The following is a 13,964-nucleotide window of genomic DNA, read 5'->3' on the forward strand; positions in this document are numbered from 1 at the left end:
ATAGTAATATTAATATAAAGATTTTATTAAAAGAAAATCCCGGCTCTCCAGGAACCGGGTATATTGTTGAGATGAAATTATTTTCAGAATGACAAATACCTTATTTGATCTTTCTGGCTGTATAATCGCTTTCGTTTCCTAATCTGTCAATCGCTTTAATAGCCACCGCATTCAGCTTTTTGCCGTCTTTAAATTTGGGAATATCTTTTGAAAGGTTATCAAGTGTCAGGATCTCTGTCTGCCATACACCATTATACTGTGTGAAAAGTACCCACTGGAAAACATCTGCTGCATTTTTTATACTCCAGTTTGTCTGTGCAAAGCTTCCATTGTCTGTAATAAACAGTGTAGGAGTCTGCAATGGAACCGTTTTTATCCATGGAGACTTCGGAATCAAGGCTTTCTCATTATAGGGACCGTTTTTCAGAGCAGGAAGCATATTTGGGTTCTTTGTAAGTCCGGCAATACTCCAGTGGATTTCGCCGGCATCATTTTTAAGTATCTTTCTTGAAACCTCAATTTGATTTTTAATTTCTGAAGGGCGGTCTGACACTTTGATTTCAACCGTATTTAATCCGGGCCATAAATGGCGGTTCATCGTATTTTCAGACTGCCACCAGCTTAGTAAAGCTTCAAAATTTTGTCCCTTAGAATCAATCGGCCAATAGAGCTGGGGAGAAAAGTAATCTACCCATCCTTTATTCAGCCATAATTTGGCGTCTGCATACAACTCGTCATATTGTGAAGAGCCTACAACTCCTGCCGGATACCCCGGTTTCCAGATTCCGAAAGGGCTGATCCCAAATTTCACATTATTTTTTTCTGCATGAATTTCTTTATAGATCCTTTCTACAAATTTATTAACGTTATCTCTTCTCCAGTCTGCCCTGGATAATGTTCCCCCACTACCTACGTAGGCATTCCAGGTTGCATTGTCCGGAAAATCTGCTCCTTTATTGTATGCGGCATAGGGATAGAAATAATCATCAAAATGAACAGCATCAATATCATATCTTTTCACAATGTCTTTTACCACGTTGGAGACATGACCTTGTGTTTTCGGGTTAGCAGGATCAAACCAGTACATTCCGTTCTTAAGTCTTACGACAATATCGGAAAGCTTATTAGCCATAGAGAGCTTATTTACGGAGCCTCCATTGGTATGATGGGCACGGTAAGGATTCAGCCAGACATGAAGCTCCAATCCTCTTTTGTGAGCTTCTTCTATCCAAAACTGAAGGGGATCATAGTTTGGAGAAGGTGCTGCTCCAGTTTCACCGGTCAGGAAATAAGACCACGGCTCAATATTACTCGTATACAAAGCATCTGCCGAGGGTCTGATCTGGAAGATCGCTGCATTGAAATTATTATTTTTCAATATATCAAGCATATTGACTGCTTCCGCTTTCTGTTGTTCTACGGTAAGATCATTTCTTGACGGCCAGTTGATATTAGCCACGCTTGCGATCCATGCTCCACGGAATTCTCTTTTTATTTCCGGAAGATTAGTCCTGAAAGTATCTTCTGCGGGTGGCATAACAGGTTTTGTGGTTGCAACAGGTGGTTTGGGGGCTGATATATTGTTATTGGACTTTGTCGTACTTTTTGAAGGAGTATTAGCTTTTACTGCATTATTCTGAGTAGAACAAGCTGTAAAAGACGCTAAAACCCCTGATAAAACGATTAACTTTAGTGTATTCATTTTCATAGTCTGCAAAACTACATTAAATTATTTTTTTTGATTTTAAAAATTACGATAATAAAATGAATTATTTTACTTAAATCAATTTATGTAATAAATATTTTTAATTCAAAGCACATAAATTGTTTTTATAATTTCACTATTTCGGGGTATCCAAGAATAAAAGGATTATATTCTAAATTAATCTATATTAACCTGCACTATAAATTGCGGCTAAAACTATTTTACGAACCTAAATATTGAAAGCAGGCTAGATGCACTGTTATTAAGTATCATCAAAAAATAAAAGCCCCGAAAACTCGGGGCTTTATTGATATCTAAGAATTTCAGATTAAGCTTTCGCTCCTCTTTCTACTCTTTTTCTTTCTTCTTCAGAAAGTAATTTCTTTCTCATACGGATGAAGTTTGGAGTTACCTCGATTGCTTCATCAGCCTGGATATATTCCATACATTCTTCAAGAGAGAATAAGATTTTTGGTGCAACACCTGTATCTTTATCTTTTCCAGAAGCTCTCATGTTATTCAACTGTTTTGCTTCAACGATGTTTACCACCAAGTCACCTGGCTTATTTTGCTCACCGATAACCATACCTGCATAGATCTCTTCACCCGGGTCTACGAAGAATTTACCTCTATCCTGTAATTTAGCGATAGAATATTCTGTAGCAGGACCTTGAGTTTTGCTGATCAATACACCGTTGTTTCTTCCAGGAATAGCACCTTTGAAAGGCTTGTATTCTGTGAAACGGTGTGCCATGATAGCCTCACCTGCTGTAGCTGTTAACATCTGAGAACGTAATCCGATCAAACCTCTTGAAGGAATTTCGAATTCCATGTGCTGCATTTCACCTTTAGTTTCCATAATGTGAAGATCACCTTTTCTCTGAGTTGCCAGGTCGATAACTCTTGAAGCATATTCTTCAGGAACGTCAACAACTAAAGATTCATAAGGCTCACATTTCTCACCATCGATTTCTCTTAAGATTACCTGTGGCTGCCCGATCGTCATTTCATATCCTTCTCTTCTCATTGTTTCAATTAAAACAGACAAGTGAAGAATACCTCTACCGAAAACAAGGAAAGTGTTGGCATCATCAGTCTGCTGAACTCTTAATGCTAAGTTTTTCTCTAATTCTTTGTATAGTCTTTCTTTCAGGTGATTTGAAGTAACATATTTACCATCTTTACCAAAGAAAGGTGAATTGTTGATAGAGAACGTCATGTTCAACGTAGGCTCATCAATTGCAGTTCTTTCCAATGGCTCAGGATTTTCAAGATCTACGAAAGAATCTCCAATCTGGAAAGCATCAAAACCTACTACAGCACAGATATCTCCTGCCTGTACTTCCGTTACTTTTTTCTTTCCTAATCCTTCAAAAACATAAAGTTCTTTTACTTTTCCTTTTACAACTTTTCCATCTGCCTGAGCAAGACCGATCCATTGAGATTCTTTAAGTTCCCCTCTTGTTACTTTCCCGATTGCAATTCTTCCTAAGAAAGAAGAGAAGTCCAGAGAAGTAATCTGCATTTGAAGATTTCCTTCAGTTACTTTAGGCTCAGGAACGTATTGTAAAATACCATCTAATAATGGCATAATATCTTCAGTCTGTTCTAATGAAGTGTTGAACCAACCTTGTTTTGAAGATCCATAGAATGTAGGGAAATCCAACTGCTCTTCTGTAGCTTCAAGGTTAAAGAACAAATCAAATACCTTATCATGAACTTCGTCAGGACGACAGTTTGGTTTATCTACTTTATTGATAACCACTAATGGTCTCAATCCTAATTCCAATGCTTTCTGTAGTACGAATCTTGTTTGTGGCATTGGTCCTTCGAACGCATCCACTAACAAAATAACCCCATCAGCCATTTTCAATACTCTCTCTACTTCACCACCAAAATCGGCGTGACCAGGAGTATCAATTACGTTAATTTTTGTGTCTTTATAGGTAACAGAAATATTCTTGGATAAGATCGTGATCCCTCTTTCTCTTTCAAGATCGTTGTTATCCATAATTAACTCCCCACTTTCCTGATTTTCTCTGAAAATATTGGTAGCGTGAATGATCTTGTCAACCAAAGTCGTCTTCCCGTGGTCAACGTGTGCGATAATCGCAATATTTCTAATGTTTTGCATAAAAGATTTTTACGGGTGCAAAAGTAGTGAATTTTAATGAAAAAATATTTACTTATCGAAATATTTAATATTTTGTTTAAATAACTTGTTTACAATACTATAAAAAAAGAGGGTTCAAAAAACACTCTTTAAGTTACTTATATACATAGTTGTACTTCATATGGATCTACAACAGACGGCTCTCCACAGATAATGTCAAATTTTTCACAATTAGTGGAAGCACTTTTCCCCATCCCCATTTTACAATACAGGTATCTGGATCTTTGCATCTAACCATTCCTTTGATATGACCCTCCTGAACGGTTTTCATTTCACTTCTTGAAATTTTCCATGTTTTTTAGTTTTGAATGATAAAAATATAAAAAAAACATGAGCAAAAAGTTTTTTTATGAATATTTAAAACACTATTTCTTAACGCCTTATAAACCGATAAAGGAATACAAGATCTATCAAAACAACAATAATAAATTTCACAAGGAATGACTTTTTTGAAACTTTATGGTTAAAGAGTATCATTGCGGAGGCTGCTCCTACGATTCCTCCCAGGAGAGAAATTCCCAGAAGGGTATTCTCGGAGATCCTCCATTGATGTCGCCTGGCCTGCCACTTATCCAGCCCAAAGACACCAAATGTAATCAGATTAGCAATCAGTAAAAAAAGAATCATTATCAATTAATTTTGCGGCAAAAATAAAGTTTAATTTAAACATGGAAAAGCTCCGGAAGTACAAATCCCGGATGCCGGGAAATATTTATAGTGCTGTCGAAATGAGATTCTTTAAATTTGCAGTTCATAAAAAACAAATCAATGAAAATACAGGATCTGGCAGGAACTTATTCTATTGAAGGAAGCAATCAGGAAGAATCTTCCCACGCTTCTTATCAAGGTATACTTAGTTTGTCCATTGATGAAAACAACCGTATTATTGCCCAGTGGGTTATTGGTGATCACATTCAAAACGGCAGGGGATTTTATAAAGACAATATTTTAGTCATTAACTTCAATTATGAAGGAGACGATCAGAAAATTTATAAAGGTGTTGCCGTATACCGCTGCTTAAGTAAAGATGTCCTGGATGGCTTTTGGTCTGAGAAACATGGCAATCCTTTGTATTTGGGGAGTGAATATTGTGTGAGAGTGCAGAGTACGGAGTTTTTGAATTGATGTAACGGTTATGTTGGGGGATATTAACCTTTCCAAAGTGAACTAAAATGTTTTGGAAATATATGATATTTGGATTCCTACGGAATGACGAAGGCCACCTTTGAATCTCTGCTGATTAAGCAAAAGGGGGTACTTCATTTTTCTTATTGCCTGCACTGTCATCACAACAAAGCTTTACTTCAAAAAACAAAAAGCTGCTTCACAAAGGAAGCAGCCAATAGATTATCTATAAATCTAACAATTATTTTTTAGCTTTTACATCGATTGCGATCTCGATATCTTTGCTGATCATCCATTCTGCAGGATCGGCTTCTGAAGTACCGAATTTAAGTCCCCAATCTGCTCTGTTTACTGTGAATTTAGCCTGAATAGCAGCTGAATTATCTGCTACTTCTACTTTAGCAGGGAAAGTAACGTTCATTGTTTTTCCTGATAAGGTAAGGTTTCCGCTTACTGTTTTATTAGCTCCTGCAACAGCATCTTTCGGAGCATCTTTTAGATCGGTAACGCTTGTGATTTTAAAATCTGAAGTAGGGTTTTTCGCTGCGTCAAAGAAATCAGGATTTTTTAAGTGAGCTTCAAGATCTGCCGGTTTTTTATCTTTCTCTGTTACTGAAGCCGGGTCTACTTTGATAGAATTCATGTCTATTACAAAGTTTCCTGCAGAAACCTGACCTCCGTCAACACTGATGTCTCCTGACTTTACCATAAGAGTTCCCCAACGAGGAGCCATTCCTCCTTTGTGGAATGCTTTCCAGTTTACTACAGATGCTACAGTATCTACCGCTAACACCTCTCCTTTACTTTCTGCCACAGTCTGTTCCTGAGCTGTAGCTGCATTATCTGCAGATTTTTCTTTATTACATGATGCTAAAAGCAATCCTACTCCTACTAATGCAATTACACTAATTTTTTTCATATTATTAAAATGTTTAAAAAAGTTGATTGAAATTTTGTTGTTTTCGGGTACAAAAATATAAAAACCTTATTTCCGGAACCTTAACATACATCAAGAAATGAAATATTATATATTATCTGCATTTGTATATCCATTTGCGATAAACTTCTCTTCTGTATTCAGAATCATAATTACTGGAGAAATCATGATTCTTTTCTGTTTCATTTCGAAAACAGTCGGTTGTACTGTCTTCCTGAGGATCTCCTTTGGCAAGCCATCCTGTATCAGAGTAATTGGTGTAAGAACCATCATGTTCATTTTTAAATACAACAATCTTTTCGTACTCCTGCAGCCTGCATTTGCATATTTTAGGCTCTTCAGATTCTCTCAACAGGCAAGATACCACTAAAGAGCAGCCGATGAGCAGTGTCAGTATTTTTCTCATGTTTATCGTTTTTCAATATTGTTATAGTTTTAATACAATGCAAGTAAATAAAATATTTAAACACAAATTCACGGAAACTGATAATTAACCAGTAACGAGCAATCATTTAAAATTGGGTTAATAAGGCATCAGCTATTACTTGCTGCGAAATTTTAGTTATACGTAATATTCAAAAAAACTGATCCTAAAATACTTAAAAGATCCAGACTGTTTTCTTTCTTTATTTTAAAGGGGGGGTATTATTTCCAGCTTCATGCAAAGGGGTTTGCCGCTATTTTCTATACTAGAAAATTTGTATTTTTGCTTCTCTTTTATAAAAACACAAAAATTTAAATTGTTTATGTCAAAAAAACTAATTTACCTGTTTGCCATAGGTGCAATGCAATGTCTTCATGCGCAAACGAAAGCTGAAGAAGCTTTAAAAACATTCGAACAAAAATATCCTCAGGAAAAAATACATCTCTTGTTAGATAAAAGCAGTTTTGTTGCAGGGGAAAACTTATGGTTTAAATCATTTGTATTTGATGGTTACAATACCTCATCTATTTCAACCTCATTATTTGTTGAGCTTTATGACAGCAACAAAAAACCAATCAGTAAGAAGCTTATTCCATTGCTAGATGGTGAGGGAAGCGGCAGTATCCTGTTGCCCGCTGCATTAAAAGAGGATGTTTACTACATCAGGGCCTATACTTCCTGGATGGCTAATTTCAGTGAAGATTTTCAGCTTATAAAGCCGATTACGGTGTATAATCCTGCGTCTCCTGAAAAGCTGACCACCACTCCGACTACTCATTGGACAGCCTCCGTATATCCTGAAAGCGGAAACTTTATAGACGGTATCTCTACAAAGCTTGCCGTAAGACTTCAGTCCAACGGTGCTGAACCTGCTGATTGGGAAGGTTATGTAACAGACTCTGAAAATCCTGGAGAAAAGATTGCTGCATTCAAAGGATTGGATCAAAATGTAGGTTTACTGACTATGACTCCCAAAAGCGGAAAGAAATACCAACTGGTGATTCAGAATCAGCATGGTGAGAAGCAGAATATCCCTTTACCGGATGTTTCTCCATCCGGAATCAGCCTACAGGTGAGCTCCGGTAATGACGCTGTGAAGTATACTTTAAAGTCAAAAAATTTACCTCAGCAGTCCCAACACTATAAAGTTTTAGGGACTATTAACAATCAGCTTGTTTATAAAGCCCAGGTTAATAAAATTTCTGACGAAATTCAGTATTCTATTCCAAACAATCAGCTTGTAAACGGCATTTTGCAGCTTACTGTTTTTGATGACAATGAAAATATTGTAGCCAACAGGTTATCCTTTGTTCAGCCACAGCTATTGCAGGTCAAAAAGCCGACCCTGCAATCTCTTTCACTGGACAACACGTCCCGTGCAAAAAATTCATTCGTAATTTCCAAAAATCCGGATTATTCCGGGTATACTGTTCTGGTTCTGGATGCCAATACAAAAAGTACAGAAGACAGTCAAAGCTTATTAAGCTCCTTATGGCTGACTGGGGACATTACATCCAACATCATCAATCCGGCTCAATATTTCAACAGCAACCGTAATACAGATGCTCTGGATGCTCTTTTAATTTCGGAGAGATGGAAACGTTTTGACTGGAAATCTATTATTTCAGGAAATTACCCAAAGATTAAATATCAGCTTGAAAATTATCTTTCTTACAAAGGGAAAGTCAGCGTTCAGGGAAAACCGGCTCCCAATACGGATGTTAATTTAATTTTTGACTCAAATTCGGGGTCTAAAATTTTTCAGATCAAATCTGACGCCAATGGTTTCTTTGTGATGAATAATTTAATTTTTGAAGATTCCATGAAATTTTCTTATCAGTTAAATGCTGATACTAAAGACCCCAATAGTAATTATTCTGTTTACTTTCAGCCAAATTTCGGTTTTATACCGTATATGAAAAGTCTTCCCTTATCTTCCTACAAACTTGCCCCGAGATCTCTGGAGGATAAGCCTTCTGAAGAAATTACACGATCATTCACAGCTATCAATGCACAAAAAATCATCAGTGAAAAAGTAATTAATATTGAAGAAATAAAAATAAGGGGAGAAATAAAAAGTAAGACTAAAAAATTAAATAATGAGCTAAGCAGCGCTTTATTCAAAAGTGCCCGCGAAGATGTCTTTGACTTTGTGAACGACCCAAATGCTATTATTTCAACCAATATTCTGCAATGGTTACAAGGAAGAGTTGCGGGATTAAGCATTCAGTTACAAAATGGAACCTATATTCCCTATCTGCAAGGGACAAAAACAGAAGTTTATCTTGATGAAATGCCTATTCCGCCTAGCCAGATCGCTAATATGTCCACATCAGATATTGCTATGGTAAAGGTAATAAAAGGAATTTTTGCAGGAGGATTCGGAGGCGGTAATGGCGCCATAGCTATTTATACACGCCGAGGAGGAGGTTCTAAAGGAAAAATCATAGACAGAAGCCTGCCATCGCAATTAAGACAGATCACATTATCCGGCTACGACAAAGAAACTCCGTTTGAAGGTCCAATCTACCAGAATGACAGTTTCAAAAAAATTCCACAGGATACCCGAAGTGTTCTATTCTGGAATCCTAATCTAGAAGTGCAGTCCCAGGAGCCTGCATCCGTAGAGTTTTACAATAATGATGATGCAAAAAAATACCGCATTATCATATTGGGACACGATAAAAGTAATGAGGTACCTCTTTATTACAATGAAATCCTACCCTAAATCATTTCTATAAAAACTATACGGCCTGATTGCGTAATTGCATTCAGGCTTTTTTATGCAGTAGTTTTTGTATTCTATTTTATGGTGAATCATAATATCAAAATAAGTATGATAAAAATGGCCTGGTGACTTTGAAAATTATTATCTTCGTGATTAGTCACAGCCAGGAAGAATATCTTCATAAATCATAACTTGTTGTGAATTGCTTTCAAAAATTATTATCTTCGTGATTAGTCACAGCCCCTCTAAACTTGCGGATTATTTGTCAAATGTTGTGAATTGCTTTCAAAAATTATTATCTTCGTGATTAGTCACAGCTGCGACGAATATAAACATTATAAGAGCATCGTTGTGAATTGCTTTCAAAAATTATTATCTTCGTGATTAGTCACAGCTTTCCATTTTACAATATGTCGTCTAAGTCGGTTGTGAATTGCTTTCAAAAATTATTATCTTCGTGATTAGTCACAGCACTAAAGATTTAATATGCGTAGTCTCTACAGTTGTGAATTGCTTTAAAAAATTATTATCTTCGTGATTAGTCACAGCTATGCATGATGCTAAGCTAGACGCCCTAGAGTTGTGAATTGCTTTCAAAAATTATTATCTTCGTGATTAGTCACAGCTGTTGATTACGATTACAGGGACAGAGCATTGTTGTGAATTGCTTTCAAAAATTATTATCTTCGTGATTAGTCACAGCAGAGCTAAAACGTAAAATAACAGAACTCCAGTTGTGAATTGCTTTCAAAAATTATTATCTTCGTGATTAGTCACAGCGGCAAAGTTTACAGGTGATGTCTGAGGTTAGTTGTGAATTGCTTTCAAAAATTATTATCTTCGTGATTAGTCACAGCGAATTTAACACTTGAAAATATCAAAACACAGTTGTGAATTGCTTTCAAAAATTATTATCTTCGTGATTAGTCACAGCCGGAATCCGGAGTATTACCAATTCCTGTCAGTTGTGAATTGCTTTCAAAAATTATTATCTTCGTGATTAGTCACAGCAAGGAATTTGATGAATCGTATAATAACTACGTTGTGAATTGCTTTCAAAAATTATTATCTTCGTGATTAGTCACAGCAGAGAGTGGCCGTTATAATGTAAGTACCGAGTTGTGAATTGCTTTCAAAAATTATTATCTTCGTGATTAGTCACAGCTCTGTGCCAGTTGGTAAGCTTAAACACTCCGTTGTGAATTGCTTTCAAAAATTATTATCTTCGTGATTAGTCACAGCTCGCCAACCTAATAGGAGACTTAACAGGGAGTTGTGAATTGCTTTCAAAAATTATTATCTTCGTGATTAGTCACAGCTATACGACCTCTCCTATTTAACCAAGGAGAGTTGTGAATTGCTTTCAAAAATTATTATCTTCGTGATTAGTCACAGCATTATGTATTCCCCCTGGAATGATGATCCAGTTGTGAATTGCTTTCAAAAATTATTATCTTCGTGATTAGTCACAGCAGTTTTAGCAGCAACCCAGAGAGCTTCTACGTTGTGAATTGCTTTCAAAAATTATTATCTTCGTGATTAGTCACAGCCAGCTTTTTCTACTTTACTTTCTCCCTTTTGTTGTGAATTGCTTTCAAAAATTATTATCTTCGTGATTAGTCACAGCAATCGCATTAGAACTACCCGACAATTTTATGTTGTGAATTGCTTTCAAAAATTATTATCTTCGTGATTAGTCACAGCCCTGGAGAAGAATCTGGTTGGATGTATCCAGTTGTGAATTGCTTTCAAAAATTATTATCTTCGTGATTAGTCACAGCTGGGTATTCGAACAACGCATCGATAACGTAGTTGTGAATTGCTTTCAAAAATTATTATCTTCGTGATTAGTCACAGCCGTTCAGTTAAAACAACGGTTGCTCTACTCGTTGTGAATTGCTTTCAAAAATTATTATCTTCGTGATTAGTCACAGCTAAGGTAAAGGAAAAAGCAAATGATGCGGCGTTGTGAATTGCTTTCAAAAATTATTATCTTCGTGATTAGTCACAGCGAAGCTGTTGTGGAGCAGATAGGTGTTATAGTTGTGAATTGCTTTCAAAAATTATTATCTTCGTGATTAGTCACAGCGGAGGAAATGGAAGCCTTTGTTAACGAGCAGTTGTGAATTGCTTTCAAAAATTATTATCTTCGTGATTAGTCACAGCCCAATCCATAAGTTTGCTAAAGAATATTTTGTTGTGAATTGCTTTCAAAAATTATTATCTTCGTGATTAGTCACAGCCAATTAATTATGAACGAATTTAAAGGCACAGTTGTGAATTGCTTTCAAAAATTATTATCTTCGTGATTAGTCACAGCTACTGGCGAGGTTGATTATAACTCTTCATAGTTGTGAATTGCTTTCAAAAATTATTATCTTCGTGATTAGTCACAGCTTTATCCTTAACTTTAATAAAAGCGTCATAGTTGTGAATTGCTTTCAAAAATTATTATCTTCGTGATTAGTCACAGCTCATTACGAATACATGAAATTGAAGAAAGGGTTGTGAATTGCTTTCAAAAATTATTATCTTCGTGATTAGTCACAGCTATTACATTCCCGGGAATGATCACAGAATAGTTGTGAATTGCTTTCAAAAATTATTATCTTCGTGATTAGTCACAGCAATCAACACCGTTAATATCAGCTGAATTCAGTTGTGAATTGCTTTCAAAAATTATTATCTTCGTGATTAGTCACAGCCACAGCATTAAACATGATTAACGATACAATGTTGTGAATTGCTTTCAAAAATTATTATCTTCGTGATTAGTCACAGCCAATGAGGTTAAAGAAATTGATGCTGATATGTTGTGAATTGCTTTCAAAAATTATTATCTTCGTGATTAGTCACAGCCTCAAAAAACAATCTACTGAAAATCAGTAGATTGTTTTTATTTTTAGGATTTAAAATTTAGAATAATTCAAGCTGTTGGAAGGTGGGAGGCGGTTCTTCTTTATTTCTGGCAAAGAATATTTCAATATCTCCAAACTGTTTGTCTGTAATGCACATAATGGCCACTTTTCCGGCTTTTGGAAGCATCAACTTCACTCTTTTAATATGAACTTCAGCATTTTCACGACTGGGACAGTGTCTTACATACATTGAAAACTGGAATAATGTAAAACCATCATCAAGCAAAGATTTACGAAAGCGGTTGGCATCTTTCATATTGGCTTTAGTCTCTGTCGGCAAATCATATAATACTAAAACCCACATAATTCGGTAAGCATTAAACCTTTCGGCATTCATATCAGTTCAGGATAAGAGATCAGTCGTTTTTCTCCTGTATAACATTTATACAGTGATGTAGTGGTTGTTTTTACAGCAACCAATAATGGCCTGGTTTTATCGTCTATTTTTACATCTTTGGTGGCAATCTGTAAAATAAAAGCTTTAAATTCTTTAGTTAATTCTTCTGTTTCTGAATGAATTGCCAGCCATTGCATCACCAATAAATCGACAAAAGGACGATAAGGTTCCATAAGGTCATCGGCAAGACAGTAAGGGTTGTATTTATTTTTATGAAAAATTCCGAGAACAGGAAGCAATCCGGTCTCCACAATTGCTCTTGCCACAATACTTCTGAGAACCGAATACCCGAAATTGAAAAACTGATTGGGTGAATCTCCAAAACGCTGTCTCAAAAAATCAAGACTGATGAGATACTTCCAGTAATGTTGTGCCGCAATACCTTCCATATTAGTAATATCACCGCTTTTCACGTTATTCTGATAATCAACCATTGGTTCGTAATAATTTCCTAAACGTTTTAAAACTTCTTTTTGGTTTTCAATTTTACATTCAACGGTTTGTTTCCAAAGTTGTTTTTTAAGGGGCTCACTGGCATCCAGCTGATCTTTGATCCGGTCAGAATGTTCAGTATGTCCATACAGCGGAAGCATAATTCCGTGGGGTAAATGATGTCCATCGCAACTGACCACTACCACATTGTTCCCCATCATTTTCTGAATCAACTGATGTGAGATCGTAATCTGAAAATGATCCAGCATCAGCAACCCCAAATCTTCAACCGGAACTTTGCCTTTCGTTTCTTGAGTGGAAGGATCCAAAATATACATTTGTTCATCTTTGAGCTTAAGATAAGCGGGATTACCGATATAGATGGAGCGGGTAATCATAGTCTATTCTCCAACTTTAATTATGGTTCCCAAATGATTTATTTTTATTTTTTCTAAACGATGTAAATAACCGTTTGATTGAAAAACTTCCCAGGTAATTCCTCTTAAAACCCTTTCATTTCTATTAATTGTTGTTTCTAAATGGTGCCGAAAATGAACCTCAAAAGTTCCATTAGACTTTTTACTCATTTTTTGAAGTCTAAATAACTTACTACTGATTGCAGATCTATTTTTAATATCAAAAAAGTCTAACTCATTTTCTTCCACAGGGTTTGAAGAATGTTTTAAATCCAAAACAAATAAGTCATTAATTTGCATTGAAAATTTAAATTCACCCAAATCATCATTGTCATTTCTATTAATAATTGGGTACGGTTTTCCTCCTTGAGAAATATTGAATTTTCCAATTTCAACAGCATCCCAAAAAGAAACTACACTTTCATTATATTTACCTTTACTATCAAGATAGACTAACGCGTGATGATTTCCACCAGTTTTTACATATCCATCCCTTACCTTTTCAACTTTACTTTCTTCGAAAACTTTTAATGATTTAATTTTAATTCCCTTTTGTTTATTTAACCATATTGGATCTTCTTCTAAATTAGAGAACGCTTTTTTAATCCCTCCTCTTTCTTCAATTCTTGGTTTAATAATTTTTTCTTTAATCTTCTTATCGACAATCTTTTCCACTTGCGCTGCTGTGAAATTTTCATTTAACAAAACT

Annotated in this window: 10 protein-coding genes and 1 CRISPR repeat array; of the genes, 2 read left to right on the forward strand and 8 right to left on the reverse strand. The window is 35.7% G+C overall.

The features are described from left to right. Positions 1–100: 100 nt before the first annotated feature. The 3 genes from LF887_RS13230 to LF887_RS13240 form a co-directional block, all read right to left on the reverse strand. Positions 101–1,708, reverse strand: coding sequence for a glycoside hydrolase family 10 protein (locus LF887_RS13230; RefSeq protein WP_236854679.1), 1,608 nt, complete (start codon positions 1,706–1,708; stop codon positions 101–103). A gap of 325 nt (positions 1,709–2,033) precedes the next feature. Next, positions 2,034–3,839, reverse strand: a complete 1,806-nt coding sequence (gene typA, locus LF887_RS13235) for a translational GTPase TypA (protein WP_236854680.1) — start codon at positions 3,837–3,839, stop codon at positions 2,034–2,036. Positions 3,840–4,250: 411 nt separating this feature from the next. Beyond that, positions 4,251–4,505 (reverse strand): DUF1294 domain-containing protein, encoded by a 255-nt coding sequence (locus LF887_RS13240; RefSeq protein ID WP_236854681.1) that lies wholly within the window; start codon positions 4,503–4,505, stop codon positions 4,251–4,253. A gap of 141 nt (positions 4,506–4,646) precedes the next feature. Between LF887_RS13240 and LF887_RS13245 the strand changes: the two genes are divergently transcribed. Further along, complete coding sequence (locus LF887_RS13245; protein ID WP_236854682.1) at positions 4,647–5,003, forward strand: hypothetical protein; 357 nt, start codon at positions 4,647–4,649, stop codon at positions 5,001–5,003. Positions 5,004–5,244: 241 nt separating this feature from the next. Here LF887_RS13245 and LF887_RS13250 read toward each other — a convergent pair whose 3' ends face one another. Further along, the gene (locus tag LF887_RS13250) at positions 5,245–5,922 is read right to left on the reverse strand and encodes a YceI family protein (protein ID WP_236854683.1); all 678 of its coding nucleotides are present in this window, start codon (positions 5,920–5,922) and stop codon (positions 5,245–5,247) included. 112 nt (positions 5,923–6,034) lie between these two features. Then, on the reverse strand, positions 6,035–6,346 hold the full coding sequence (locus tag LF887_RS13255) for a hypothetical protein (RefSeq protein ID WP_236854684.1): 312 nt from the start codon (positions 6,344–6,346) through the stop codon (positions 6,035–6,037). Between the two features lie 340 nt (positions 6,347–6,686). Here LF887_RS13255 and LF887_RS13260 point away from each other — a divergent pair, with 340 nt between their 5' ends. After that, positions 6,687–9,092, forward strand: a complete 2,406-nt coding sequence (locus tag LF887_RS13260) for a hypothetical protein (RefSeq protein WP_236854685.1) — start codon at positions 6,687–6,689, stop codon at positions 9,090–9,092. A gap of 194 nt (positions 9,093–9,286) precedes the next feature. Next, positions 9,287–11,951: a CRISPR direct-repeat array (repeat unit 47 nt; unit sequence GTTGTGAATTGCTTTCAAAAATTATTATCTTCGTGATTAGTCACAGC). A gap of 57 nt (positions 11,952–12,008) precedes the next feature. Here LF887_RS13260 and cas2 read toward each other — a convergent pair. Genes cas2 through LF887_RS13275 form a run of 3 tightly spaced genes read right to left on the reverse strand, consistent with a single transcriptional unit; the run spans position 12,009 to position 13,960 of the window. Beyond that, positions 12,009–12,347 (reverse strand): CRISPR-associated endonuclease Cas2, encoded by a 339-nt coding sequence (gene cas2, locus LF887_RS13265; protein ID WP_045497873.1) that lies wholly within the window; start codon positions 12,345–12,347, stop codon positions 12,009–12,011. Further along, positions 12,344–13,237: a type II CRISPR-associated endonuclease Cas1 gene (cas1, locus tag LF887_RS13270; RefSeq protein ID WP_236854686.1), complete on the reverse strand. Its 894-nt coding sequence runs from the start codon at positions 13,235–13,237 to the stop codon at positions 12,344–12,346. The genes cas2 and cas1 overlap by 4 nt, the downstream gene beginning before the upstream one ends. Before the next feature lie 3 nt (positions 13,238–13,240). Next, on the reverse strand, positions 13,241–13,960 hold the full coding sequence (locus tag LF887_RS13275; RefSeq protein WP_236854687.1) for a hypothetical protein: 720 nt from the start codon (positions 13,958–13,960) through the stop codon (positions 13,241–13,243). Positions 13,961–13,964: the final 4 nt, after the last annotated feature.

Source organism: Chryseobacterium sp. MEBOG06 (assembly GCF_021869765.1).
Lineage (GTDB): Bacteria > Bacteroidota > Bacteroidia > Flavobacteriales > Weeksellaceae > Chryseobacterium.